This window comes from Edaphocola aurantiacus, from assembly GCF_019797745.1.
Lineage (GTDB): Bacteria > Bacteroidota > Bacteroidia > Chitinophagales > Chitinophagaceae > Edaphocola > Edaphocola aurantiacus.
Genome location: NZ_VOSI01000003.1, coordinates 651,798 through 676,575, shown reverse-complemented (window position 1 = coordinate 676,575; position 24,778 = coordinate 651,798). Strand labels below are relative to the sequence as shown.

The window sequence follows — 24,778 nt, the reverse complement described above, 5'->3', positions numbered from 1 at the left end:
CCGTAAAAAAATATTATATGTCAAATAGACTTTCCTATATATACCGGTCTGTAATACCGGTGCTGGCCTTGCTTTGCGGTGGGCTGGCGTACGGGCAAACCAATACGCCCAATACGACACAACAAACAGTAGCCGGTAGTGTGACTAATACGGCACCTATACCGGCATCAACCACACCCTGGGGGGTGCAGACCCTGACGGTACTGGTTCCCAAATACCGCGATACGGCTTCTGCACAGTTTACCTATAATACGACTGCCGATAAGGCTGCCATGACGGCCACAGCGTTAAGCGGACAAGGCAACCCAGTGCAGGTGGGCGTCCGCAGGAGCAATAGCAGCTTTGTCATAAAGACTACCGATATCCGTAACCTGCCCGATGGCTACAGCTTCCAGCCATATCCTTCATCTGCAGGTTATGACATCAATCCGATCTACAAATCTACTCAATACCACAATGGTACGCTATACCCTTCAGAGGGTGGTACCGAGGTGAGCACTGCTGGCCTATCTGCCTCTATGGTACGGAATACTTCCAGCAGTACCGAGCGCAGCAGTACCGCTTATGCGCCGGGCCGCAGCCGAATAGGGCAGGGCAGAGGTTCTAAAACCACTATAGTATTCAATGATGCCAATACCGGCTCCGGACTGCCACAGGCGGGCATCCGTATCTGGGACATTGGTACTAATGGTCTGCCACAGGCAAATGGCTATTTTACGGCAAATGCATTAAAGGGTAGTCAGATTACCACCGCACAAGGTGGAGAAAAACTGGTACTCGAAGACCGTGAGGGCAAACCGGTATACGAGGCCAGCCTGATGAGTAAAAGCCCTAAAACCTATGCCCGCACCTATTATGTGTATGATGCCATCGGCCGCCTGCGTTATGTATTACCCCCTAAAGCCGTAGAGGCCCTGGAGGCCGCATCCGGCACGGTAAGCCAGGCGGTGGTAGACGAGCTTTGCTTCTCTTATAAATATGATGCCAAAGGCCGCCAGTATGCCCAGCACAAGCCGGGTGAAACCGGATTTACCGAACTGGTCTACAATAAAGAGGGCCAGGTGATCATGCGCCGCAATGTAATTGAGCAAAGTAAAGGACTATGGGAAGTGATCTTCTACGATCGTCCGGGTCGTGTGATTGCTACGGCTATACTGACCAATAGCGAAAGCCGGGACAGCTTGCAGACTGCTGCGAATAGCGAAAGTAACGGTAGCACCACGGGTACGATCAATTATTACCTGTGGGGAACCGGAAGGTATACTTATCCCGACCTCCTGAGTATTACCTCCTGCGAGATACAGGCATATAATTATTATGACAGCTATGAAGCTACGCATCCCCTGGCTTCTGAAAACTTCAGCACCGGCCTGATACAGGCCAGCCTGAGTACGGCCACCGATGCGGAGACCTTTACTACCGGCGGGAGTACCTATGGTCTGCAGACATCGGGAAGAGTACGCATTATCAGGGGGCACGCAACCAATACCGGCCTCCAGGACTGGACTTACAGCAAGACCTTTTATGATAAAGAACGCAGACCGATCTATACGGTATCGCAGCATGCACGTGGCGGAAAGGACACAGCAATGGTACAATACAGTTATACCGGGCAAGTATTGGTCACCGCACATGGGCAGCAGTACGGAAATGGTACCGGCCCGGCCTTCCGCGAATGGTACCGCAATACTTACAATGCGCAAACCGGGGAGCTAAGCCTAAGTGAGCACCGTGTTAATAACATGCCATGGCAGCCCATCATTAGTAATACCTACGATGATATGGGCCGTAAATCCAGCTCTACATTAGGCTCCAATGCAGAGACCCAGAACTTTAGCTACAATATCCGAGGTGAGCTGCAGGGGATCAATGAAAACTTTGCCCTTACAGGTAGTAATGGCGGACAATCGATCACCTTCGGGGAAGCCCTTCGCTATGATTATGGTTATGACAGCCTGCGTTACGATGGGCTGGCCGCAGGTATGATCTGGAGAGGATCCGCTGGCGGTAATATGGGTGCCCATAGCTACGGCTATATATACGATGCCGCAGGCCGTATGCTGAGCGGGGCGTACAGCCGCAGTAATGCCGGTTATGTAATGCCGACCAGCTGGAGCAACAGCAGCCAGGATTACAGTGAAACCGTTACTTATGACCAGGGCGGCAATATCCTGAGCCTGAAACGCATGGCTGTAGTGGCGGTCAACCAGATGGTATACCCGACTACAGTAGACAACCTTACCTATACTTATTTATCTAACAGCAATAAGCTGGATAAAGTTGTAGATGCAATTACCACTAATTTTAGCCGTGGAGACTTTCTGAATAGATTATCTCAAGGGTATACTTACGATTTGGCAGGCAATCTGGTTAAAGATCGTTCAAAAGGTATTTTCTCGTCCAATATTGGTTATACTTACTTCAACAAGCCATTCAGTATTGTAGATTCTACTGCGCAACGATTGTATTACAGCTACGATGCGGCGGGCAATAAGGTACAGGAAATTGTAAATATCGGCAGCACGGTACGATTCGATTATATCAGCACTGCACAGTACAGAGATACTTTAAATAAACAGCCAATTGTGTTGCTGTCTATCAGTACGCCGGTGGGCCGCATTGATATGACAAAATCTACTCCTCAGGAACAGTATTTTGTAAAAGATCACTTGGGCAATGTACGCAGTGTAGTAGCAGATGCTATAGGTTCGGGAGGAATCGGGAACCTTGCCGCGCAGCAGCAGACCTATAATGCCACTTATGAGACCGGAAACCTGAGCCAGGAAGAGCAGACCTTTGACCAGGTAGCGGTATTGAGTGAAGATAAACCGGAGAGTACCAGCAGTACCGATAGCAAAGCGGCGCTGCTGACTACAGGCAATACCAGCACACCTAATGTGGGCACTACTTTACTTTTAAAAGTAATGGCTGGTGATAAGCTGAGCCTGAATGCCGATAACTATTATGAAAGTTCCGAAACCAGCAGCGGCAATGTGAGCGGTAGCAGCTTTGAACAAGTAGTGAATAGCCTGGCGCAAGCGGCAGGACAGCTGAGTGGAACAGAAGGAACTATCGCCAGCGACTGGGCAGCGCAAATGCTGAACAGTAGCAGCCTGCAGCAGGCCTATGATGCCTTACAGGCAGCAGCCACAAACCCCAATAAGCCAAAAGCATATCTCAGTTATTTATTTTTCGATGAGCAAATGCAATTGGTACCGGAGTACAGCCGTATCTGGCAGGCCGATGGCGCGGGCAGTTGGAGCCGTATCGGTACCGATGCTACTGAGACTTTGGAAGTACCCCAGAGTGGTTATGTAGCCACTTATATCAGTACCCAGAGTGCCGAACCTACTTATTTTGACAATCTTGCCGTAACTTTGGAGCCTGGCGTATTGCTGGAGGAAAAACACTATTACCCTTATGGTTTACCGATCGTAGGTATGGGTAGTACAGCTTCTGGAATGTTACCGAACAAAAACCGTTACCAGGGTAATGAATATCGTGAAGAGGGTTTTCTGAAGTGGATGGATTTTCATAACCGCCAGTATGATCCTCAGTTGGGACGTTTTCTGAGCCTGGATCCTATGGCTGATGCTGCTGGGCAGCAAGGCTTAAGCCCTTACCATGCTATGGCTTGTAATCCTTCTACCTTAACAGATCCTCTGGGATTGTATGTAAAGGGTGAAGCTCATAATGGAGGTGGTGTTCCTCAATATGGTAATGAAATGGCTATGAGGTTCCAAACGATGCCGAATTTCATGGATAGGTATCTTAATTTTGGGGAAAGAACAGCTATGCAAAGTATGGCAATACAGCAAAAGAGAGCTGAACAATGGATTAGAAATTGGGCTCTTTCTGTAGCTGCGGGTAACGATGGCATGTGGGCAAGTGGAGATAAAGCTGTAACCGCCTTATATAATTATTTAAGCGCAGCTTATTGGGGCGAATTGCGCATTGGGACTAATTTTGATGGTTATACATACACGGGATACAATAAGTATGGTCAAAGAAGTTATATCTCTCCAAAGGGATATGCTGATATTGATGCATTTATGGATCCTTCAAATGACCTGTTTTTGCAGTCTCGTTTGGATGACCTGAGAAATGCGGCAAAAGAGGCGAGTCTTATAGATGGCACAAATACCGCCTTAGGTGCATGGGGCCTGGCTTCTGGATTAAAAGAGATGGTAATTGAAGGAGGGGCAGTATTGGCTAGAGGTGGCAAAATATACAATGTAAGTACCATAAACATACTTCGTACATATGGCGCCGGAGGAGCACGTTATCTTAAGTACTCAAAAAATTTAGGTATTCTTGGATCAGTTGTTTCTACCAGCTACTCAGTCTACAAAGTGGCTGATCAACTTGAATCCGGAGGGTGGTCAGAAGTTAGTCAACATCGTGATATAGTTGATGCTAGTGTTGGTGTAGTAGGTTTAGCGACAACTGGTTTAGTATACTTTGGCATAGTCTCAAACCCTATTGGCTGGGGAATCGGTTTAGGTGTATTAATCTATGGGGGGGCAACATTGATATATGACGCAGTAAATGATGACGAAAAATAAGAATTATGAAATTATATTATAAAACTTGGGTTGATTGTATTTTAAAAGCACGAGCTCAAGCCCAGAATAAGAAGGACTGGAAGGTTTACACAATGATTTTTATGTCTATGACAATGGCATTGAACCTTGTACTGATATTATTTATCCTTCATGATTTAAGAATAGTAAAGGGAATATTCAAAATTCCAATAGATATATTTCCAGGAACGCGTATAGATGCATTCTTTAGTTTTTTCTTTTCGTACTTTTTGCCTTTTTTGTTACTTAATTATTTCTTGATTTTTCACAAAGACCGGTACCAAATTTTAATTAAAAAGTATCCATACCAGAATGGAAAACTATTTATTAAATATTTCCTGGGATCATTATGTATATTTTTAGGCTATATATTAATTGCAGTTTTAATCGCAAAATACTACAATTAAAATTCATATATAATCAATATGAACTATTCATAAATCAGTACTTTTCATACCAAAAGCAGGCTTCGGTCTGCTTTTGGTAAATTTGGACAATTAGGATCGTGAGGGGCTGAACTGGATGGACTTCCATAACAGACAGCATGATCCACAACTGGGACGTTTTATGGGTATTGGCCCGATGGCAAATGCCGTAGGGCAGCAGGGTTTAAGTCCTTATCATGCTATGGCTTGTACCCCATCAACCTTAACTGACCCTTTGGGGTTATATGTTAAAGGTGAAGCCCATAATGGAGGGGGCACTCCAGATTTTGCAATGGAGATGCTAATGAGGTTTCCTACTATGCCCAATTTTATGGAGCGTTATTTGAACTTTGGTGAGAGAACAGCCATGCAGAGTATGGCGGAGCAACAAATAGCAGCTCAAGAATTTCATCAAAAGCAGCATGAAGAGGCTGCCACAGGAACAGGTGATGTTAGAGCAATGAATGCGCGATTTAGCTTTTCTATTTTGGTAGCGAATTTATCAGGAAATTCGAGTTATTCTTCCACTGATGTTATTCTTGAAAAAGTAGGAGGGAAGGTAAATGCACAGTTTCAACAGGGTGACTATGATTGTGTTTATGAATGTTTTTCAATGGTTATGCTACAATTTGGATATGATGTATCTTACAAAAAATAAAGCGGTATGCTGAACTTTATAAAATTGGAACTCCTAAAGGGGTAGCACCAAAGGATGTTATAAAATTGGGAAAGATATTAGGTTTTGATATTTCTCCATTAAATTCAGATTATAATATTGTAACTGCAGAAAATGAAAGATTAGCATGGGATGCATTAAAATCTGGAAGTGCAGTTATGTTTTTTGTAGCAAATTCAGCAAATACTTCTCATACGTTAATGATTTCCGGCATGTTAAGAGTAGCTACCTCATCTGGCGAGGAAATCAGATCATTAATCAATGACCCCGATAAAGGGCGAAACGTACAAGGTACAGGATTTTATGAAATAAATGCGATGAGAATGTTTGAGATTAAAAGTTATAATCCAGTTCCATTGTTTTTTATGAATATTAAGCTTCGTTAATTAATCACTTTTATGTATAGAATAATTTTCATCTCACTATTATCTTTATTTATGACAATGAGTAGTAGTGCCCAAAAATCATCATTCCCCGATCCGAAAGAAGTTAAAGCTTATTTGAAAGAAGCATTACGTGCGAATTTTTCCTATTCGCCGTCATTATTGGCAAAAAAAGATTCTTTTCATTACAAAAAAAACAAGATAGCTTTTGATCAGCTAAAAAGAAAAAATGTCGGTGTATTTATAATTTATAATTTATGCTTATTCAAGGAAATTAATAATTATGATTTTGCGGATAATTTTAACCAATATTTTTATTGGGACACAGGAAGACCTAAAATAGTTTTTTTTAATGATAATTTAGATTTTAATCAGGCTTTTGCTTCAACTTATCCTATTAATTCAGGAAGCCAAAAATTAAAACCCATCAATAGTCTTGTTGATTTACCTGAGTTTAATTTCTACTTGAATTGGCAAGGGCATAAGAACACATTCCTGACATTAGCATTTGGAGAGTTTTTCATTATTAAGGATAATTCTTTATATATATTGAAGGGCGATAAAATGGAAAAGGCAAGTGATTATTTTAAAGCTCATTCAGATGCTTATCCTATTAATAAATTAACCGCTGCATTTCTTGGCTTTAAAGATGAATTATATCAAATCCCTAAACAACAATAATTATTGTCAGAATTGGCATTGTTGATATATAACATTTTCCCTACCAAAAGCAGACTTCGGTCTGCTTTTGGTAATTTTGGATAATTAGGATCGTGAGGATATAGGGCTGAACTGGATGGACTTCCATAACAGGCAATATGATCCGCAGTTGGGTCGTTTTATGGGTATAGATCCTATGGCAGATGCTGCAGGACAGCAGAGTTTAAGCCCTTACCATGCTATGGCTTGTAATCCATCAACCATGACCGATCCTTTGGGATTATATGCTAAAGGGTGAAGCTCATAATGGTGGTACTCCTCCGGATTATGCAATGGAAATGCTAATGAGGTTTCCTACTATGCCCAATTTTATGGAGCGTTATTTGAACTTTGGTGAGAGAACAGCAATGCAGGATATGGCGGAGCAACGAATTATGGCTGAATATTGGATTAAAGATTATTTCCTATCGCAAAGTTTAGGAGTTGCTGTTGAAGGGCTTGTTATAGGGAATTACTCAATTTCTATTTACACTGGCATTCGTGCTCAAGTGGCCTTTATGGGACTACAAAAAGAAGAATTTGATTACAATATGAGCCAAACATACAAAGGATTGGCATATATGAATTCTCGAGGAGCTAAAGCTTGGTACACTGATCCTAGCGAAACAATTAACCTATTCAAATCTAAAAATGATGTTTACAATAGGTACAGCAATAGTATTCCGATTAGAAGTGGGGACAATATCTTTTTTGTAACAGGACATGGTAACTTACCAGGATTTGCTCAGGATGGTAGTGGTGAAGGATTCGAGGATTTTTATGCAGATGATCCAAGAGACGTAAAGGCCTTTGATTTTTTACTAGCAAGTAAAAACCGTGCTTATAAGAAAGCAATTGAAAAAAACGATCCTTTTATATCGTGTTTGTTAGTATGCCAATCAGAATTAATGGCTCAAGGATTATCTTTACTTCATAATAATGCGAATTTATATGGGTGCAAGAGGATTTGTGATGTATGGAACAGATAATAATGGAAATCCATCTATTAATGGAGTCAGTAGTGAGCAATATAAGAATTTGAATGATGGAGCATTAATCCTATATCGTAATGGAAAACAATTAGGGCAAATAAAATTACCATGGAATCTTAAATAAAAAATTATGAATAAGAAATATTTATTTGGAGTAATTATACTCAATGTTTTCCTTTCTTGCAAGAATGATAATGGCCACAAAGCTACAATTGGATATAGTGACAGCAACTCTGTTTCTTCCGTTGGAGATGGCTCGATCTTTTTCTTTCAAAATTATGCATTAAAAGACTCGTTGGCACAGAGAATTATTAACTTTGGTGATACAATTGCCTATAAGAAACTACATGAAATGTATACAGCTGCCGGTCTACCCAGAGAGTTTTACTACTACTCATTAATGATGGCCGATATTTATAATTATAATAGAGCTTGCTTTGATGCATCAGCTGTTATGTACTCTAAGAATAAAAATGGTATTCATGAAAAAATAGCTACTTATTATCTACTAAAGTCTTACGAAGGTAATTATGAAAGGGCAAAACAGAAGGTTCAATATACATTTGGCAGTAATCCTATACCTTCATCAAAAGAATACTTGAACAACTTATCTTTATCTAATAAATAGTTGATGATAATATTGCTAATTTGATATTTTTAAATTAGTCATCAAATTCAAATACTACATTGATCTTCAATCAATATTCTCAATACAAAAAGCAGGCTTCGGCTTGCTTTTTGTACTTTTATGCCTTGTTAGAATAATGAATATCGTGAAGATGTAGGCCTGAACAGAATGGAATTCCATAACCGTCAATATGGCCCGCAGTTGGGTTGGTTTATGGGCATAGACCCTATGGCAGATGCTGCTGGGCAACAGGTAATAAGCCCATATCATGCGATGGGGTGTAATCCATCAACCATGACTGACCCGTTTGGCTTAGCTGCTAAAACAGAAGGGCATGCAAGCAGCTTTATTGACTATGCGGGAGAGATGCTCAGCAGGTTTCCTACAATAATGAATTTCATGGGCCGTTTTGTTAATTTTGGTGAACGAACTGCTTCACAGAGTATGGAGGAGCAACAACAAATGGCTGCGGAATGGACCAGAAAATATCATGAAGAGGCTACCACTGGAGGAGGAAATGCGCAAGAAACGGCCAAATCTGGTAAAGGTTTGAATTATGCGTATGATGGGGTTAGAATTTCAGAAGGGGTGGAAAATGGTTTAGACTATAATCAAGTAATCTTTACTGACAAAAAGGGTAAAACTCGAGCTTTAAATATTGGAAATGTAAAACTTAAAAAGAATGTGATAAAAGAAATTAAAGTGATACGACAAAATCATGACGAAGAAATACTTAATGATTTGCATTATTATAATTTTCAAGGCAATGAAAGCATTGTAAAAGGCCTTTTCGTTTTTCTAAGTGAAGCCGGAGGCTATGAATGGAGCTTAGTCCAGTACCAATTTAAAAATAACCCAACAGTTTTCAGCAGAATTGCAACAAGCCGTCATACGGAATTTGAAGCTGCTAATGTTGCGGTATCAAAGCAAATGGAGTTGTCTGATGTTAACGGTAGTTTGGGTATAAATTATCTTATAATGTACCAAGAAACACATTCACATGTAATCGGCGAGTCTGCACCTTCAGTTTACGATATTAATGCAGAGCAACTCATAAGAGATAGATTAAGTGATGCAAGAAGATTTATTGACCCTGAATTTAATATAATAAGAGGTGCAATTTACTATTTCAGATAAATTAAAAGTATGAAAAAAAACAGCTTATTGATATACCTTTTTATTTTAATACAAAAGGTATGTATTGCACAGGAACAATCTTCTTTGAAGGTTGACACTATAAGAATGCCTTTGAAGGAATGCATTATAAAAGACACAAATCTAATGATTGCATTAGACAAAATGCTTGTTTCATTAAACGAAGAACCAATTGATGGAATGCGCATTCCTTATCAAAAAGGAATTAAAATAGTAGAAAAGAGTAGTTTTTTTGAAGTTCAAATTTTCGCAACTAACTTTTATAGTAGGTTAGAGGCTGATGAACTAAACATACCAGCAAAGTATAATTATTTTTTTAATTATAAAGGGCATCAAATAATTATTATGCCAAATTTAGAGAATGAGAAATTGCATGAAGAATCTGTCTCAAAACATTTCATCATTACTAAAAAGGCTGGAGAGTATAAAAGGCTAGATTTTAGGAGTAGGGATAATCCTGATGCTATCTGGATTGATGAACACTCCATTACTCATGAAATTGTTTATAGGATTTATCCAACAAAGATGTATCTTATTAAAAACTGTTGGAGAGATTATTTACTATAAGATGTGCATTAAAACATTTAAATAGTGTTATAATATTTTCAATTGCATTAAGCAAAATTTATCAGCTACAAGCAGACCAGAGTCTGCTTGTAGTATTTTTTCGAAATAGGGCAATGAATACCGTGAAGATGTAGGGCTGAACTGGATGGACTTCCATAATAGGCAACATGATCCACAACTGGGCTCGTGGCTGTAGGTCCTACTTCCAATCCTGTTGGCTGGGGTATTGCGTTAGGTATATTAATCTATGGGGGTGCAACATTGATATATGACGCAGTAAATAATGATGAAAAATAAAATATGAAATTATATTATAAAATTTGGGTTGATTGTATTTTAAAAACACGAGCTCAAGCCCAGAATAAGAAAGTGCTTGGGTCTATGATCCTAATGTAGGCGAAATCATTAAACGGAAAAATTACCAGCAATCTATACAGGAATTCCATATTCTAATTATTCATACATTATAAATAACATTTTAATTAAGAAATGCAATTATGAAATATATTCTTGGCACTTTATGTTTTCTTTTTTCAATTAGTAGTAATTGTCAAATGACAAAGTCATTGTTTTGTTATAATAAATTACAAAGTGATTCTATTCTTAATTACTTCCTAAATACAAAAGATTCTATTAAAATTAATAGAAATTGCATTGTTTTAAATATAAATTATACAGATCTGGAAGAAATCGACTCCAGTAACATAAAAAAATACAAACCTGTTTTAGATTTAAAAAACTCTTTATTAGTACCGATAATAATTGATACTCTGCAAAAGGAAGTTTTATTTAGTATAAATAAGGATAGTGATTCCTTGTATTTGGGGTATAAACCTGTGCTCGATAAGGATTTTAAAAAGAATTTTAAGTATGTGCAAAACCGCTACGATCTCAGTAAAATTAAAATTTACAAAATACCAACAATGCCTAATGAGTTCTATGTGCTTATTGATTCCAAAATTTATGTAGTTCATAAGAATAGATTATACGATTTAAAGAAATACATATTGAAAAAATACGGGCATGATGAATTATTTATAGAGAAATATAAAAAATCTCTTTCTGTACACTAAGGTTATATAAAGAATTTTTATTAATTCTCAATCAACTATTTCTCTACTAAAAGCAGGCTTCGGCTTGCTTTTAGTAAATTTGGACAATTAGGATCGTGAAGATGTTGGCATGAACTTGATGGACTTCTATAACAGACAATACGATCCACAGCTGGGCCGTTTTATGGGTATTTACCCTATGGCTGGTGAAGAAGGCCAGCAAACCATGAGTCCTTATCATGCAATGGCTTGTAATCCATCAACCATGACCGATCCTTTGGGATTAGCACCGCAGTATACGGCAAACTTAAGTAATCCTAATGTAAACATAGCACCCGCTGGTCTGGGATTTGTAGAAGGACAAGCTATTATGTTTGGAGCCAGCTTGCTTGGTGGTGGGGTTTCGGATATGATGAGATCTATACAAAACACTATGGATGAAGTAAGCAAGGCGCAACAGATTAAAGCTCTATGGAATATGATTGTAATGACTTATGGAGATGGTTCCAATATGCAAGCCAGGACATTATTTGAGGCCATACAATCCGGTGAGGCAATGATTAAAGGTGGTAAACTTATATTTACCACATATCATAACGTTGCTGGTGAAACTAAAATGGTTTATGATCCAGATGCTGGCATGCCAGAAGGTATGCAAACTTACGATTCAGATATTACACACAAGAAAGAGACATTTGTGTTTAATGATGGCGACCCTGAACCTATTTATGAGATGTACGAACATGAAACTGCTATTAGTGAGAACGCAACCGTAAATTTAGATTAAAATGAAAAAAGTTACTTTATTTTTTATAGCAATAAGCCTTTCTTTTGCCACATTTGCACAATTACAATTGAAAACGGCTATTGTTAATGTTCAATTACAAGATAGCATTATCAATTATCTTAAAAATAATAAGGAGTATTTTGCAAAATTTCATGTTTTGTATCCAAAGATTTTTGAACAAGATATTAAACTGCAAATAATTAATTTAAATTATGTTGAAATATCAAATGAAAAGAAATTTGGCTTAAAGAATAGGGTTTTTTTAGAGAATTTAGATGCTGCAATAGTAGGGCCATACGCAATGCAAATTTCTAGTTTAGCAGATAATAAGTTACTATTATGCAATGTACAAATGTCAAATACAGATTCATTTGAAGTGTCGGTAGACAATAGATGTCAGATTGAACAAGAATACAATGATAAAATTGCTATTTTTTCTAAATTTTATGACTTATCTAAAACTAAAATAGTTATTATCCAAATGGCAATTTATGATCTATTTTTCTTGTATGATGATAAAATTTATGCCATTAAAGATAATACTGTAATTGATGGAATGCTCTACCTGAGAAAGAAATATAGAAATAAAAAAGGCTTTCTGAAGCAGTTCAATGCAAAGATGTATTGATCCTCAATCAACATTTTTACCACAGAAAGCAGGCTTCGGTCTGCTTTTTGTAAATTTGAACAATTAGAATCGTGAGGATATAGGGCTGAACTGGATGGATTTCCATAACCCCCAGTATGATCCGCAACTGGACCGCTTTATGGGTATTGACCCTATGGCAGATGCAGCAGGGCAGCAGGATTTAAGCCCTTATCATGCGATGGCTTGTAACCCATCTACAATGGTAGTAGATCCTTGGGGTCTAATGAATAGTAAGAATGGAGTTTTCGAAATCGGGACTTACGAGAGACGTTATAATTGACCATAGATTTTTCAGACCTATTAAATAGTCGCAATGAAATACTTAGTTATAGATGCTGCATTGAGTGGCAAAGGAATTAGAAATAAATACGAAGGTGATTATATAGCCCCTGAAGACTTAGGTTTAAGTTTGACAACTAAGCGAAAATTAAATGAGTGGTTGTTAAAATATGACAATGAACATTATAATGGCTTCGTTGATGATAACTTAATTAATGAACTTGACCGAGAAGGGAAAGAAATAGCTTTAATGATTAAAAAGGAATTGCCAGAAGTAAAATTGGAATATTTCTCTGATGCACGAATGACCATTGAAATGATTTAATAATAGAACCAGCATTCATGTGATTATTAAATAAAAATAAAAAGTTGGCTGGTAAGGGTATTTATTGTTCTTATTAGCTTTTTCTGTTTTAAAATATCATCTTTCAGCAAATTAGCTACGAGCTAAAACTTAAAAGGAGCATTACTATATGGCAGTTTTTGAACCGGATGGATTTTACAATAGGCAGTATGATCCGCAATTGGATTGGTTTATGGGCATAGTCCCTATGGCTGATGCAGAAGGACAACAAATATTCAGTCCTTAAAAAATGCCATGGATGAGTTAAGTAAGGGGCAACGGATTAAAGCTCTATAGAATATGGTTGTGATGGCCAATGGAGGAGCCTATAATACTGAAGCTAAAACATTGTTAGAAACCATTCAATTAGGGGAAGCAATTGATTAAAGAGGGGAAATTTAGTAATTGAACGATACGTTTTAAAGGGAAATTATTCCCCACAGGATTAAATCCATTAGATTTCTTTTTATAATATTAAACTACAAATAAAATGAAAGAATTTTATTCGATCAAAATTGAAGTAAATAATACTAGACATTTTGATTCAATAAGCGAAATTTTCAATTTTTCTCCAAAAGAAACCCAATTAGATTGGGAATTAATTCTAAGTGAAGAAAGTATTGAAGGTAATGTGTTAAATTATACAGTTGATTTATTGAATACCAAACTTTCCGAATTAAAAAATATTGGAATTGAATTAGACAAAATTTCGATTTGGTACCATTACGAATATGAGGATCAGTGCAATATTGAATTTGATACAAAAACGCTAAGCAAGGTCGCGGAATTGGGAGTATCATTTTGTATTAGTTGCTGGCTTGAGGGCAGTACAATTTATATTTAAGTAACAATTTGAAAACTTTATCCACTACAAATGTTCCTTTAGAATTAATGCTCAATTTGCACGACAAAAAGCAGGCTTCGGTCTGCTTTTTGTAATTTTGGGACAGTTAGGATCGTGAAGATATAGGCCTGAACTGGATGGACTTCCATAACAGGCAATATGATCCGCAATTAGGACGTTTTCTGAGTCTAGATCCTATGGCAGATGCTGCAGGGCAGCAAGGCTTGAGCCCTTATCATCCGATGGCCTGTAATCCATCGACGATGGTAGATCCTTTGGGATTATATGTAAAGGGTGAAGCTCATAATGGCGGTGGTGTTCCTCAATATGGTAATGAAATAGCTATGAGGTTTCCAACGATGCCGGATTTCATGGCACGTTATTTAACGTTTGGTGACAGAACAGCTGACAGGAGTATGGCTGAGCAGGAATGAGAGGCTGCAGATATTCGCAGAAAGGAAAATGAAGAGGCTACAACAGGAGGAGATATCGGGGTAAAGAATGAGGTGGGGGCTAAAGAAGTTGTTACAGTCGAAATTGTAGGCAGGAAGACTGGGGCTCAGCTTCAGAATGACGATTATGATTGTGTTTATGAATGTTTTTCAATGGTTATGCAACAATTTGGATATACAATATATGCAAAAAAATAAATAAAATTGCGACTATCTTTCAAATTAACACGGAAGAAGGTGTTGCACCAGATGATGTAGTCAAATTTGGCAAAATGTTGGGACTTGATATCAGTCCATTTAATGAAAAATACAACAGAAAAACAGATGACAACGAGCAGCTTGCATGGGGTTACAAATCCAATACCTTTGTTTTTTATGAATTTGAAATTACGATAACAAAAAAATATTTTATGTCTAAAATATCATGTACTCTATTTATATATTTTTTAACCTTCATAACTGTTAATGCTCAAATGTCTTCCATAGCAAATGAAATGGAGAAGAAAAGATATATTATAAGTGGGATAAAATCTGGGTATTTCTATTTGAACTCTCTAACCGAAAAAGATGATTCTTTCTATTATAAGAATAACAAATCTGCCTACAATCAGTTAAAGGCAGATAGTATTAATGTTTTAAAAGTTTATGATTTATGTTTGTTCCGAAAAATTGAGCATTATAGATTCGCCGATAGCTTTAATCAGTATTTTTATGGGAATCTAGATGAGTCTAAAATAATTTACTTCAAAAAGTATAATGGTTTAAATGAGGCATTTGCATCAACATATCCAATAAAACCACGAAGTCATAAAGTTGAACCAATATCATCCGTTGTTTTGTCTCCAGGAATTCAATTTTACTTAAATTGGGAGGAAAATAAAAATTGTTTCCTCGCTCAAGAACTTTCTGAGTGGTTAATAGTAAGAAATAATTGTATTTTTATAATAAAAGATGGTAAACTTAATAAATTTAGTGAATACATAAAAGCCCATCCCAGTGAGTTCCCTGTTGATAAATTGACTCGTGCATTTCTCGGCTTTAGAAAGGAATTATACCCAGCACCATAATAAAACAGATTAATTATTTAAATTATTGTTTTTTGATCAATATTTCCCCTACAGAAAGCAGGCTTCGGCTTGCTTTTAGTAAATTTGGACAATTAGGATCGTGAAGATATAGGCCTGAACTGGATGGACTTCCATAACAGGGAATATGATCCGCAACTGGGCCGCTTTATGGGTATTGACCCTATGGCAGATGCAGCAGGGCAGCAGGATTTAAGCCCTTATCATGCGATGGCTTGTAATCCATCGACCTTAACAGATCCTCTGTGATTATATGTAAAGGGTGAAGCTCATAATGGCGGTGGTGTTCCTCAATATGGTAATGAAATAGCTATGAGGTTTCCAACCATGCCTAATTTCATGGATAGGTATCTTAATTTTGGGGAAAGTATAACTCTAGCCGTGTTTGAAGTTAAGTACCCCTTAAGTAACCCTTTGCAGATTAATCCTCCATCTGGTTACTTTGCACAACCATTGCCTTTCACACAAGGAGCGAATATACTTTTAGCTCCATCTGTGAGAGCGGCAGGAACTACTAATTTATTAATCCGCCAAGGCGCAAGAGTTGGCTCAAGAATACCATAAATATGCAAAAGAAAAAGATTAGGTGTTTAATAAAATATGAAAATGTTGCACTGGATGTCGATAACTATAAAGTTTTGCTACCATTAAAAAGTGGTTGGAGCAACAATAGTTTGGTCACTTGTACAAATTGTGGAGAGTTGTTTGTAATTGACTGGGAAAATCCAGAGACAGAAAAGCTAAGTCTAAAACAAATTGCTGGTTCAACTTTATGTCCATCCTGCAATGTTGTTTTATCAATGCATTTAGCAAATTATCCTGCAACGATAAAAATTTCAGAAAATCAATTTGGTAGTTTCGACGATGAATCTATTCCAAATGAAGATGAAGGATCGGAAATTGTAGAATTTTATGAGCTACGCCCCCATCAAAAAGACCTATAAATAATTAATTATTTATAGAAATGGTAGCGTTATTGGCAATTTGGCATTACCAATAGTAAATCCATAAATATTTCAACATGAACAAAAAAACTTTTCTAATTGCTGCCGTAACTTTCACTGCAAGCTGTAGTCAAAACAAAGATGTTTCTCCGTCTGGAGTTGCATTTGAAAAGGAATTTCTCGATCATCATTTAAGAGATTCTTTGATTGAAAGAGTCATAAATTATGGAGATCCAATCGCTTATAAGGATCTTTCAGGAATATACTTCCGTAGTGGGATGGAGCAAGAGTTTACCGGTTATGCGTTAAGAATGGCTAATGATTATAAATCTGGAGAAGCTTGTTATGATGTGTGGGCTTTATTGAGTTCCAAAAAAGATGAAAGTATGAATAATGCTTTAGCAAATTATTATTTATTAAGAGCAGCAGAACTTAAATCCGAACAGGCTACTTATACAATTCGTAAGGTGTTTGGTAAAGATTCAGTGCCTTCATCAAGTGAATATTTAAAACAATCATTTAAATAGGGAAAGGATATAGTTCTTATTGAATTCTTGCAGAATTATACAAAAATACAAAAGAAGGCTCCGGCCTGCTTTTGTATTTTTGCTTTTACATTATGAATAAACTATTGAAGAGTACTATTCTGTTATGGGGCTCTCTTTGTCTTGCCTCCTGCGGCTTTGTAGAAGAAAAGAAAATAACAGGCAACTACTACGCCATAGCTATTGATACACACGAAAGCAGAACATTATCATACAAGGTAAATGAAGATAGCTATGTGGGTATCGTTGAAGCCTGTTTGTATAGTGTCGGAGTATCAGATCATTACCTCATTGCAGTACAAGGTCCGGAATATGGTACTGTAACAGACAGCTGCATACTTAAATATTTTATAGTTCCCATCAAGGAAACATTCACTTACTTTCCGGAGGAGGGTATAGTTGATCCGTTGGCGAAAAAAGAGTGTCTGGATAGTGCGACGGTATTAGGAATTGAAAAAATAAACTGGAAAGAATTTTAAGAAATGAAATACACCTACCGCATCAACCGCAAAAATGAATGGAAAAGCATTGCTCAGACTGTATTTACGTTCTGCCTCATTTGCCTTATAATTATTGTAGTATTCTATTTTAAATTACCGGATGAAAGTATATGGAGCATACTACCCATTCTGCTGCTGCTTGCCCTTCTGATATTTACGCCTTCCTACATCATTCATCTCAGGTATTATTTACTGAATAAGGATATTGCACTCACTTATTATATGGAGGAGCGAAGATTTGAAATTGTCAATCAGAAAAAGGGCCTGACTTCATCATTCCGTATGGATGAGATCAGATATGTCATGCATACCATGAGCCCTGCACGTGCAGAGCGGAGGTCCGGAGGATTGCTCTGGGAGGATTACAGTTATATTGAAATATTCCTGGAGCGCAATGAGTACTTTATCATCACCTGTTTAATGATTGAAAAGCCAGACTGGCAATTAGGAGATAAATATCAGGTGGTAACTACCTTCTATCCATATCCGTCTAAACAGGATAGTATCCATTAGTAGGTATCACTTGCATTCCTCCTTCCTAAAAACTACCTTTATATTTCTTCACATAGATAAAACCATGAAAAGAATCATACAGCTCAGCCTGTTTATATTGTTATCACTCTTTGCCCGCAACAGCTATGCACAGGGAGCAGAAATGGAGATCCGCAAAATGCTGCAACTGCAACAGGAAGCCTGGAATGCCGGTGATATTCCTGCGTATATGAGCGGTTACTGGCAGCATGATAGTCTGGCTTTCATCGGCGGCAGTAAAACAACCTATGGCTGGAAACCCGTGCTGGACCGCTATCTGAAATCATATCCAGATAAGGCCACTATGGGCGAGCTCACCTTTTCAGAGTTGAGTGTACATCCGCTCAGTAAGGGAGAGTATTTTGCGATTGGTAAATGGCATTTGAGCAGGAATAAAGGAGATGTGGGTGGCAGCTTTCACCTGCTGTACCGCAACATAAAAGGCAAATGGCTGATCGTGATGGATTATACCAATTAATCAGCACCTTCCTCATCCTTATGGAAATATTCATATACGACACGGGCTTTAGAAGCACCGATCGTCAAAGTCAGTTCTCTCTGGGTCATTTGTTTGATCTTCGCTACAGAACGATAGCGCTGTAATAGGGTAGTAGCGGTCTGTGCACCGATACCCGGTATATCCTCCAGTTCATTCTTAATCGTGCCTTTGCTGCGCACATCACGGTGAAAGGTAATCCCGAAACGGTGCACCTCATCCCGCACACGGCGGATCAGCAAAAGGCTTTTGCCATTGTACGGCAATTGCAGTGGCTCACTATCACCGGGATAGAAAATACTCTCTTCTCTTTTGGCCAGGCCCACGATCGTCATTTTACCGATCAGCCCCAGCGCACTGATGCTTTCCATAGCTGCGCTCAGCTGGCCCTTACCCCCATCTATAATGACTAACTGCGGCAGCGGTTTCCCTTCCTTGATCAGGCGTGAATAGCGTCTATGCACAATCTCAGCCATAGAGGCAAAGTCATTAATACCCTCAACCGTTTTGATATGGAAATGGCGGTATTCTTTTTTATACGGCATGCCCTCCTTAAAACAAACCATAGCAGCAACCGGGAAGCTGCCCTGGAAGTTAGAGTTATCGAAGCATTCGATATGCACGGGCACCTCCTTCAGTTTCAGGTCATGCTGTAATTGTACCAGGGTATCATTCATATCCTTTGTCGCCGCCTTATCCAGGTTCAGCCTGGTTTTCAGCTCCGACTGGCGCATATGTTCCTCTGCATTTTTATAACTCAGGTCCAGCAGTTTCTTCTTATCACCCAGTAATGGCAGGGTTTGAACCAGATCCGATTCCTCGGTCTGTATCTCAAAGGGCAGTATAATCTCCTTTGCCTGCGACTGGAATCGCGGACGCAGGAAGGCAATGGCGTAGGATAATAATTCTTCGGCAGTCTCCTCCAGTTTCTTTTCAATCTGCAGACTCTTGCTCTGCACAATACTACCTTCTGCCACCACCATGTAATTGACATAAGCCAGTCCGCCATGCTCTACAATACTGGCCACATCCAGGTTGCCCAGTCTGGTATTCACTACAGAAGATTTGGTCTGGAAGCCTTGCAGAATATCAATCGTCTCTTTGGTATGCTGTGCCTTTTCAAAAGCCATCTGCTCTGCTTCTTCAGCCATCTGCTGGCGTAAGCTACTCAGCACGCCACTGATATTCCCTTTGACAATCTGTTTTACCTGCTGCACATCATTCTGGTAGTCATCCAGACTTTGCAAACCCTCACAAGGAGCCTTGCAATTGCCCAGGTGATATTCCAGGCATTTTTTAAACTTAGCTTTCTTAATGTTCTCCTCGCTCAGGTTAAGACTGCAGGTACGCAGCGGAAAACGGCGCTTCACCAGGTCCATAAGCGTATAGATCTGGCTGACAGAAGTATATGGCCCCAGGTATTCTGATCCGTCTTTGGTAAATCTGCGGGTCAGGAATACACGGGGAAATGATTCATTCTTGATGGTGATGTATGGATACGTTTTATCATCTTTAAGGCTGATATTGTACGGCGGCTTGAAATGCTTGATCAGCGAGTTCTCCAGCAGGAATGCATCATGCTCATCATTCGTCACCGTCCACTCTACATGCACAATCTGGTTGACCAGCGTATGGGTCTTTACATTATCGATCTTTTTGACAAAATAAGAACTGACCCTTTTTTTCAGGTTCTTGGCCTTACCTACATACAACAGCTTCTTCCCGGCATCGTAATAACGATACACACCGGGAGCATGCGGCAGCATAGGAGATATTTCAGCCTGAAATTGTTCTTTATTCATCGGGTCATGTAATGCTTAAAAGGAAAGTACAGTACCGGCAGCAACCTCATAAGGAGCTTTACCAGCTTCAAAAATGCGGGTTTGTTCAGAACCTTCTGTAGTGATCTGATCACCTGTAACCCTGATCCAGTTACCTTCTCTGAGGCCTACAACCGGAATACTATTCTGGGTATGAAACTCTTTAATACGGGTCTCACGCGTCTCTCCGTTATGTTTCAGATCCGGATTCGGGTCCAGGTAGTGCGGGTTCAGGTTAAAGGGAACCAGTCCCATGGTTTCAAAACTCGGCGGATACACAATCGGCATATCATTGGTCGTCTGCATATTGATACCACCTATATTGCTGCCTGCACTTGAGCCCAGGTAAGGCTTTCCGCTGCTGACTGCTGCTGACAGTTCGATCATTAATCCCTGCTCATGCAGTTGTTTCACCAGCAGGAAGGTGTTTCCGCCACCGGTAAAAAAGCCCTTGGCTTCTTGTATGGCCAGTTTCGGATCAGCGAAGGTGTGTAACCCTTTTACGTCAATACCGATACCGGCAAAGAATGCCGCTGCAGTCGCAGTGTATTCATCATGTGAAATACCACCCGGACGGGCATAAGGGACAAATATGATGGAGTCAATACCTTTGAATAAGTCTTTGATCTGCTCTTTGATATACGCCAGGTATTCGCCTCCGAATAAAGTGGAGGTACTGGCCAGGATAATATTCTTCATGTATGCAATAATATCCTGCAAAAGTAGCAAATCTGCGGCTTTTGTCCGGCTGCTTTGGAGAATATTTAAGATACCTGTGGTGCCGCTTTGGGCTTACCATACAGGAGATGACTGATAAATACCAGTACCGTAAAAAATGTACCCACCAGCACTACACCTGGCCACTGCCAGGCACGCCAGGCCTGTGCTGCCAGATAAGTACCCAATGAGCCGCCGATGAAATAGCTGAACATATACACGGTATTCAAACGGTTGCCGGCAGCCAGTCTTAAAGAAAAGAAACTGGACTGGTTCATAATATGCATCGATTGCAGGCCCATATCGATCAGGATAATGCCGATGATGAGTCCGATATATGTATAACCACCAAAGTAAAAAATGACCCAGCTAATGAGCATGATCAGGATGGAATACAGCACAATCTGGAATGGACGTACCTTATTGGCGACCTTACCAACAATAGCCGCAGCCAGTGCACCTACTGCACCAATCATCCCGAAAGCACCGGCTACTGCCGCGCCGGCATGAAAGGGCGCCTCTTCCAGGTGAAATACCAATGTGGTCCAGAAAGCACTGAATGCCGCAAATCCGGCACCACCACGGAATGCAGCCAGTCTTAATACCGGCTGAGTTTTGGTCAGGTGTACCAGTGAGCGCATCAGTTCGCGATATGTACCTTTAAATGATGGATGCACTTCCGGTAATTTAAAGGCTAATACCAGGCCCAATACAACCATACAGCCCGCAGCAATGTAGAACATAGCCTTCCAGCCCCAGAGATCACCTACAATACCACTGATCACCCGTGATAATAATATCCCGATCAGCAGCCCGCTCATCACCATACCTATAGAGGCACTCTGCTTTTCTTTCGTCGCCAGTTCTGCCGCCATAGGTACAAATAACTGCGGTACGACAGAGGTAAACCCGATGAGGAAACTGATCGGGATCAGCCAGTGTATAGACGGGGCAATGGTCATGCCCAGCAGGGACAGAATGATAAATATAAAATCAATCAGGATAAGGCGCTTACGGCGCAGCATATCGCCGAGTGGTACAATCAGTAATAAACCCATGGCATATCCGATCTGGGTAAACATAGCAATGTTACTCACCTTCGCCTCACTTACCCCCATGTCTTTAGCAATCAGGCCCAGTAAGGGTTGATTGTAATAATTATTGGCGACTACCAATCCGCTGGCGATAGTCATCAGCCATAAGACAGAACGGGTAAGGGCCGGACGGGCAGGCATTTCGCCGGTTACAGATGAGTTTACTACAGGATCAGATACAGTTTGTTCGGGATTCATATGATTCAGAAAAGGGCAGGGCAGGTATTATCCTGCAAAACAACAGGATTAATAGCAATGTCGTATAGATGAAGGGCAATTTTGGTAATTAATTAACCTAAGACCCGCTCAGTAAGGCCGCAATCTCTTTATAACCTTTAAGACGCGCATGTTGTAATGGTGTAATCCCATCATGATCCGGTATATGAATATCGCAACCGGCATCAACCAGTATCCGTACAATATCTGCATATACCGCAGAACCGTCACCCAGGATAATCGCCTCCAGCAAGGCTGTCCAGCCGAGTCGGTTGATATGATCTATCGGGAAGCCCGGTGTATGGGCCAGTATTGTTACCACATCAGTATGTCCGCGTTCACAGGCAGGTATCAAGGCAGAACCATTATAACGGTTGAATATATCAAAACGGGCACCGTGCTGCAGGTACAATTGCACCAGCTCTGCCGATCCCGATGCGCCCGCATACAGGAATGGACTGTCTCTGATCTCATCCTGCTGGTTTACATCTGCACCATTAGCTACTAATAATTTAGCCATCACCACATCCTTATTACGGGTGGCGATCAGCAAAAGCGAGCTGCCGTTTTTATCCTTAGTGTTCACGTCCACACCCGCTTTCAGGGCTTTGATTACCGCATCATGGTTGTGCTCCTGCACTGCAGTGACCAGTTGTGTTGCAGCATAATGTTGTTTTTCGTTCATGTGTGCAGAACAATTTAATTGGGTAAACAATAATCCTCCGATCAGTAAGAAGTATCTAAACATCATCATTTCGGCTTTGTTGGTTTAATCACAAAGATCAGATGCTTAGCCCTCAAAACGATGGGCAATTCAGGCTTTTACTTGTAAAATTTATAAATATTGCGGAATAGCGGACTACCGGAGTTTTCAAATTTAACCGGAATATGTATCTTTGCCCTACAAAAGGAAATGGTGTGCTTCCTTACCCAACCGCTTGCAAAAGCTGATGACGCCTGATTATATATTATTATTTACCTTATAATCAGGATTATTATGCCCGTACCACAACACCAGACTACCACCAATTTTTCCCGTACTATATATATCCGGTTCCGGTTATTGTTCCGCAAGTATCCGCTTGTGCCATACCTGTTCAGATGGGTACTGATCTGCCTGATCCTCGGTTTACTCATTGGTTCTGCCTCTGCCTTCTTCCTGCAAACCCTGCAATGGGCCACAGCATTCCGGGAGGGGCATAGCTGGATTTTATTTCTATTGCCTTTCGGTGGTTTCCTGGTCGGATGGGCATATGACTGCTACGGAAAAAGTATAGTAAGCGGCAATAATCTGCTGATCGACACCATACTGGAGCCCGGTAAAACGATCCCGTTTAAAATGGCGCCCATGGTATATGCCGGTACCATCATCACCCATTTATTGGGTGGCTCTGCAGGACGCGAGGGCACTGCATTGCAAATGGCTGGCGCAATCGCCGATCAATTGCACAAGCCATTTAAACTATCCAAAGAAGACCGCAGTACATTGCTGATTGCCGCAGTAGCAGCGGGCTTTGGCGCTGTATTCGGGACACCGCTGGCCGGCGCATTATTTGGTATAGAGTTTTTTCTGCTGGGTCGCCTGCGCTACCAGGCATTGTTTCCCGCGGTGATGGCTGCTGTACTGGCCGACCTCGTCACCCGCGCCTGGGGCGTACCGCATACGCATTACCCGATCGGTATCGTGCCGGCTTTATCGTTTAGTCATCTCATCTTTGTTCTTATTGCCGGCATCCTGTTTGGCTGGTGTGCCGCGCTGTTCAGCAAAGGCATGGAGTATTGCAGTACCGGCTTCAGGAAATATATTGCATACCTGCCTTTTCGCCCGGTGGCAGGAGGTTTGCTCATATTATTATTTGTATGGCTCTCTGGTACTACAAAGTATTCCGGATTGGGTATTCCGGCCATTGTATCGGCTTTTGACACCACAGCAATGCCTTATGATTTTGCCTTGAAAATGCTGCTGACCATCATTACCTTATCTGCCGGGTTTAAGGGTGGGGAAGTAACACCCCTGTTCTTTATCGGAGCCACACTAGGCAGTGCATTAGCCTTGATTATACCCTTGCCACATGCATTGCTGGCGGGTATGGGGTTTGTTGCTGTATTTGCAGGAGCGACCAATACACCATTGGCTTGTACGATGATGGGCATTGAATTATTCGGGATGGAATGTGGTGTGTATATTGCGCTGACCTGTGTGGTAGCTTATTTATGTTCAGGCCATAACAGTATATATAGCAGTCAACAGATCGACACTCCGAAACATCGTCGTTTCGGGCACCTCAGGGGCAAAAGGATACAGGATCTGTAAAC

Annotated in this window: 28 protein-coding genes and 1 riboswitch; of the genes, 24 read left to right on the top strand and 4 right to left on the bottom strand. The window is 40.1% G+C overall.

The window, feature by feature from the left end:
- Window positions 1-17 precede the first annotated feature (17 nt).
- The 23 genes from FTD44_RS11690 to FTD44_RS11580 all read left to right on the top strand — a co-directional run bounded on the left by FTD44_RS11690 (window position 18) and on the right by FTD44_RS11580 (window position 18,597).
- Window positions 18-4,565, top strand: coding sequence for an RHS repeat protein (locus FTD44_RS11690; RefSeq protein WP_222166607.1), 4,548 nt, complete (start codon window positions 18-20; stop codon window positions 4,563-4,565).
- Window positions 4,566-5,105: 540 nt separating this feature from the next.
- Window positions 5,106-5,666, top strand: a complete 561-nt coding sequence (locus tag FTD44_RS11685) for a hypothetical protein (protein WP_222166606.1) — start codon at window positions 5,106-5,108, stop codon at window positions 5,664-5,666.
- A 65-nt stretch (window positions 5,667-5,731) separates the two neighbouring features.
- Window positions 5,732-6,070 carry a hypothetical protein gene (locus FTD44_RS11680; protein WP_222166605.1) on the top strand — a complete coding sequence of 113 codons (339 nt, stop codon included), beginning with the start codon at window positions 5,732-5,734 and terminating at the stop codon, window positions 6,068-6,070.
- A gap of 57 nt (window positions 6,071-6,127) precedes the next feature.
- Window positions 6,128-6,748 carry a hypothetical protein gene (locus tag FTD44_RS11675; protein WP_222166604.1) on the top strand — a complete coding sequence of 207 codons (621 nt, stop codon included), beginning with the start codon at window positions 6,128-6,130 and terminating at the stop codon, window positions 6,746-6,748.
- Window positions 6,749-6,863: 115 nt separating this feature from the next.
- The gene (locus FTD44_RS11670; protein ID WP_222166603.1) at window positions 6,864-7,025 is read left to right on the top strand and encodes an RHS repeat-associated core domain-containing protein; all 162 of its coding nucleotides are present in this window, start codon (window positions 6,864-6,866) and stop codon (window positions 7,023-7,025) included.
- A gap of 73 nt (window positions 7,026-7,098) precedes the next feature.
- Window positions 7,099-7,755, top strand: a complete 657-nt coding sequence (locus tag FTD44_RS11665; protein ID WP_222166602.1) for a hypothetical protein — start codon at window positions 7,099-7,101, stop codon at window positions 7,753-7,755.
- A gap of 133 nt (window positions 7,756-7,888) precedes the next feature.
- Window positions 7,889-8,386 (top strand): hypothetical protein, encoded by a 498-nt coding sequence (locus FTD44_RS11660; protein WP_222166601.1) that lies wholly within the window; start codon window positions 7,889-7,891, stop codon window positions 8,384-8,386.
- Window positions 8,387-8,554: 168 nt separating this feature from the next.
- A complete protein-coding gene (locus FTD44_RS11655; RefSeq protein ID WP_222166600.1) occupies window positions 8,555-9,523 on the top strand; it encodes a hypothetical protein in 969 nt (322 codons plus the stop codon).
- A gap of 9 nt (window positions 9,524-9,532) precedes the next feature.
- Entirely contained in the window at window positions 9,533-10,108 is a 576-nt protein-coding gene (locus tag FTD44_RS11650) for a hypothetical protein (protein ID WP_222166599.1), read from the top strand.
- 497 nt (window positions 10,109-10,605) lie between these two features.
- Window positions 10,606-11,181: a hypothetical protein gene (locus FTD44_RS11645; RefSeq protein WP_222166598.1), complete on the top strand. Its 576-nt coding sequence runs from the start codon at window positions 10,606-10,608 to the stop codon at window positions 11,179-11,181.
- Between the two features lie 109 nt (window positions 11,182-11,290).
- Window positions 11,291-11,947, top strand: a complete 657-nt coding sequence (locus FTD44_RS11640) for a hypothetical protein (RefSeq protein WP_222166597.1) — start codon at window positions 11,291-11,293, stop codon at window positions 11,945-11,947.
- A 1-nt stretch (window position 11,948) separates the two neighbouring features.
- Window positions 11,949-12,575: a hypothetical protein gene (locus FTD44_RS11635; protein ID WP_222166596.1), complete on the top strand. Its 627-nt coding sequence runs from the start codon at window positions 11,949-11,951 to the stop codon at window positions 12,573-12,575.
- 94 nt (window positions 12,576-12,669) lie between these two features.
- Window positions 12,670-12,876 (top strand): hypothetical protein, encoded by a 207-nt coding sequence (locus FTD44_RS11630; RefSeq protein ID WP_222166595.1) that lies wholly within the window; start codon window positions 12,670-12,672, stop codon window positions 12,874-12,876.
- Between the two features lie 33 nt (window positions 12,877-12,909).
- A complete protein-coding gene (locus FTD44_RS11625; protein WP_222166594.1) occupies window positions 12,910-13,200 on the top strand; it encodes a hypothetical protein in 291 nt (96 codons plus the stop codon).
- Between the two features lie 508 nt (window positions 13,201-13,708).
- A complete protein-coding gene (locus FTD44_RS11620) occupies window positions 13,709-14,062 on the top strand; it encodes a hypothetical protein (RefSeq protein WP_222166593.1) in 354 nt (117 codons plus the stop codon).
- Window positions 14,063-14,199: 137 nt separating this feature from the next.
- Window positions 14,200-14,496: an RHS repeat-associated core domain-containing protein gene (locus tag FTD44_RS11615; RefSeq protein ID WP_222166592.1), complete on the top strand. Its 297-nt coding sequence runs from the start codon at window positions 14,200-14,202 to the stop codon at window positions 14,494-14,496.
- A gap of 161 nt (window positions 14,497-14,657) precedes the next feature.
- Complete coding sequence (locus tag FTD44_RS11610; RefSeq protein WP_222166591.1) at window positions 14,658-15,581, top strand: hypothetical protein; 924 nt, start codon at window positions 14,658-14,660, stop codon at window positions 15,579-15,581.
- Window positions 15,582-15,704: 123 nt separating this feature from the next.
- Window positions 15,705-15,848 carry an RHS repeat-associated core domain-containing protein gene (locus tag FTD44_RS11605; protein WP_222166590.1) on the top strand — a complete coding sequence of 48 codons (144 nt, stop codon included), beginning with the start codon at window positions 15,705-15,707 and terminating at the stop codon, window positions 15,846-15,848.
- Window positions 15,849-16,165: 317 nt separating this feature from the next.
- Window positions 16,166-16,543: a hypothetical protein gene (locus FTD44_RS11600; protein ID WP_222166589.1), complete on the top strand. Its 378-nt coding sequence runs from the start codon at window positions 16,166-16,168 to the stop codon at window positions 16,541-16,543.
- Window positions 16,544-16,620: 77 nt separating this feature from the next.
- Window positions 16,621-17,070, top strand: coding sequence for a hypothetical protein (locus FTD44_RS11595; protein ID WP_222166588.1), 450 nt, complete (start codon window positions 16,621-16,623; stop codon window positions 17,068-17,070).
- Between the two features lie 92 nt (window positions 17,071-17,162).
- The gene (locus FTD44_RS11590; protein WP_222166587.1) at window positions 17,163-17,567 is read left to right on the top strand and encodes a hypothetical protein; all 405 of its coding nucleotides are present in this window, start codon (window positions 17,163-17,165) and stop codon (window positions 17,565-17,567) included.
- A 3-nt stretch (window positions 17,568-17,570) separates the two neighbouring features.
- Window positions 17,571-18,101 carry a hypothetical protein gene (locus FTD44_RS11585; protein ID WP_222166586.1) on the top strand — a complete coding sequence of 177 codons (531 nt, stop codon included), beginning with the start codon at window positions 17,571-17,573 and terminating at the stop codon, window positions 18,099-18,101.
- A 64-nt stretch (window positions 18,102-18,165) separates the two neighbouring features.
- Window positions 18,166-18,597: a YybH family protein gene (locus FTD44_RS11580; protein ID WP_222166585.1), complete on the top strand. Its 432-nt coding sequence runs from the start codon at window positions 18,166-18,168 to the stop codon at window positions 18,595-18,597.
- Here FTD44_RS11580 and uvrC read toward each other — a convergent pair.
- From uvrC to FTD44_RS11560, 4 genes are all read right to left on the bottom strand, one after another.
- Window positions 18,594-20,417 (bottom strand): excinuclease ABC subunit UvrC, encoded by a 1,824-nt coding sequence (gene uvrC / locus FTD44_RS11575; RefSeq protein ID WP_222166584.1) that lies wholly within the window; start codon window positions 20,415-20,417, stop codon window positions 18,594-18,596. The two genes, FTD44_RS11580 and uvrC, sit on opposite strands and share 4 nt — an antisense overlap.
- Window positions 20,418-20,432: 15 nt before the next feature.
- Window positions 20,433-21,134 carry a dipeptidase PepE gene (pepE, locus tag FTD44_RS11570; protein WP_222166583.1) on the bottom strand — a complete coding sequence of 234 codons (702 nt, stop codon included), beginning with the start codon at window positions 21,132-21,134 and terminating at the stop codon, window positions 20,433-20,435.
- A gap of 65 nt (window positions 21,135-21,199) precedes the next feature.
- Window positions 21,200-22,444 (bottom strand): MFS transporter, encoded by a 1,245-nt coding sequence (locus FTD44_RS11565; RefSeq protein WP_246625417.1) that lies wholly within the window; start codon window positions 22,442-22,444, stop codon window positions 21,200-21,202.
- A gap of 97 nt (window positions 22,445-22,541) precedes the next feature.
- Entirely contained in the window at window positions 22,542-23,147 is a 606-nt protein-coding gene (locus tag FTD44_RS11560; RefSeq protein ID WP_246625416.1) for an ankyrin repeat domain-containing protein, read from the bottom strand.
- A 215-nt stretch (window positions 23,148-23,362) separates the two neighbouring features.
- Window positions 23,363-23,429: riboswitch (Fluoride riboswitch) on the top strand.
- 30 nt (window positions 23,430-23,459) lie between these two features.
- On the opposite strand from FTD44_RS11560, the gene FTD44_RS11555 reads away from it, so the two are divergent.
- Window positions 23,460-24,776: a chloride channel protein gene (locus tag FTD44_RS11555; RefSeq protein ID WP_222166582.1), complete on the top strand. Its 1,317-nt coding sequence runs from the start codon at window positions 23,460-23,462 to the stop codon at window positions 24,774-24,776.
- The last annotated feature ends 2 nt before the right edge of the window (window positions 24,777-24,778 follow it).

Coding starts and splice junctions, on each gene's coding strand:
- FTD44_RS11690 (WP_222166607.1), top strand. CDS start 18: ATGTCAAATAGACTTTCCTATATATACCGGTCTGTAATACCGGTGCTG.
- FTD44_RS11685 (WP_222166606.1), top strand. CDS start 5,106: ATGGACTTCCATAACAGACAGCATGATCCACAACTGGGACGTTTTATG.
- FTD44_RS11675 (WP_222166604.1), top strand. CDS start 6,128: ATGAGTAGTAGTGCCCAAAAATCATCATTCCCCGATCCGAAAGAAGTT.
- FTD44_RS11670 (WP_222166603.1), top strand. CDS start 6,864: ATGGACTTCCATAACAGGCAATATGATCCGCAGTTGGGTCGTTTTATG.
- FTD44_RS11665 (WP_222166602.1), top strand. CDS start 7,099: ATGGAGCGTTATTTGAACTTTGGTGAGAGAACAGCAATGCAGGATATG.
- FTD44_RS11660 (WP_222166601.1), top strand. CDS start 7,889: ATGAATAAGAAATATTTATTTGGAGTAATTATACTCAATGTTTTCCTT.
- FTD44_RS11655 (WP_222166600.1), top strand. CDS start 8,555: ATGGAATTCCATAACCGTCAATATGGCCCGCAGTTGGGTTGGTTTATG.
- FTD44_RS11650 (WP_222166599.1), top strand. CDS start 9,533: ATGAAAAAAAACAGCTTATTGATATACCTTTTTATTTTAATACAAAAG.
- FTD44_RS11645 (WP_222166598.1), top strand. CDS start 10,606: ATGAAATATATTCTTGGCACTTTATGTTTTCTTTTTTCAATTAGTAGT.
- FTD44_RS11640 (WP_222166597.1), top strand. CDS start 11,291: ATGAACTTGATGGACTTCTATAACAGACAATACGATCCACAGCTGGGC.
- FTD44_RS11635 (WP_222166596.1), top strand. CDS start 11,949: ATGAAAAAAGTTACTTTATTTTTTATAGCAATAAGCCTTTCTTTTGCC.
- FTD44_RS11630 (WP_222166595.1), top strand. CDS start 12,670: ATGGATTTCCATAACCCCCAGTATGATCCGCAACTGGACCGCTTTATG.
- FTD44_RS11625 (WP_222166594.1), top strand. CDS start 12,910: ATGAAATACTTAGTTATAGATGCTGCATTGAGTGGCAAAGGAATTAGA.
- FTD44_RS11620 (WP_222166593.1), top strand. CDS start 13,709: ATGAAAGAATTTTATTCGATCAAAATTGAAGTAAATAATACTAGACAT.
- FTD44_RS11615 (WP_222166592.1), top strand. CDS start 14,200: ATGGACTTCCATAACAGGCAATATGATCCGCAATTAGGACGTTTTCTG.
- FTD44_RS11610 (WP_222166591.1), top strand. CDS start 14,658: ATGTTTTTCAATGGTTATGCAACAATTTGGATATACAATATATGCAAA.
- FTD44_RS11605 (WP_222166590.1), top strand. CDS start 15,705: ATGGACTTCCATAACAGGGAATATGATCCGCAACTGGGCCGCTTTATG.
- FTD44_RS11600 (WP_222166589.1), top strand. CDS start 16,166: ATGCAAAAGAAAAAGATTAGGTGTTTAATAAAATATGAAAATGTTGCA.
- FTD44_RS11595 (WP_222166588.1), top strand. CDS start 16,621: ATGAACAAAAAAACTTTTCTAATTGCTGCCGTAACTTTCACTGCAAGC.
- FTD44_RS11590 (WP_222166587.1), top strand. CDS start 17,163: ATGAATAAACTATTGAAGAGTACTATTCTGTTATGGGGCTCTCTTTGT.
- FTD44_RS11585 (WP_222166586.1), top strand. CDS start 17,571: ATGAAATACACCTACCGCATCAACCGCAAAAATGAATGGAAAAGCATT.
- FTD44_RS11580 (WP_222166585.1), top strand. CDS start 18,166: ATGAAAAGAATCATACAGCTCAGCCTGTTTATATTGTTATCACTCTTT.
- uvrC (WP_222166584.1), bottom strand. CDS start 20,417: ATGAATAAAGAACAATTTCAGGCTGAAATATCTCCTATGCTGCCGCAT.
- pepE (WP_222166583.1), bottom strand. CDS start 21,134: ATGAAGAATATTATCCTGGCCAGTACCTCCACTTTATTCGGAGGCGAA.
- FTD44_RS11565 (WP_246625417.1), bottom strand. CDS start 22,444: ATGAATCCCGAACAAACTGTATCTGATCCTGTAGTAAACTCATCTGTA.
- FTD44_RS11560 (WP_246625416.1), bottom strand. CDS start 23,147: ATGAACGAAAAACAACATTATGCTGCAACACAACTGGTCACTGCAGTG.
- FTD44_RS11555 (WP_222166582.1), top strand. CDS start 23,460: ATGCCCGTACCACAACACCAGACTACCACCAATTTTTCCCGTACTATA.